This window comes from Pseudomonas sp. AC463 (assembly GCF_979253585.1).
The window spans coordinates 1-270 of record NZ_CEEDDZ010000628.1 but is presented as its reverse complement, the minus strand read 5'-3'; the positions used below and the strand labels follow the sequence as shown (position 1 = coordinate 270).

Below are 270 nucleotides of genomic sequence, written 5' to 3'. Positions count from 1 at the left end.
CCAGCCCGAGGACCCGCGCGCCGCCTATGCGCTAGCGAAGCAGACGCTGGCGATCGTCGTCGCGCCGCCGTCGAAGCGCCGCCCGCAACCGATCGCGCCGTCCGCCGACTGGCGTATCGATCTGGCGGAAGGATGCCCGGCGCATTGCAGCTATTGCTACCTCGCCGGATCGCTGAAGGGGCCGCCGATCACGCGCGCTTACGCGAACCTGCCCGAAATCTGGGCGGAGCTGCCGCCACGGCTGGGGCAGGGGGCCGTGACCTCGCGCTC

Annotated in this window: 1 protein-coding gene; it reads left to right on the top strand. The window is 71.9% G+C overall.

The features are described from left to right. A partial coding sequence (locus tag AC0IYH_RS31730; protein ID WP_471838236.1) for a spore photoproduct lyase family protein occupies nt 1-270 on the top strand: 270 nt, incomplete at both ends.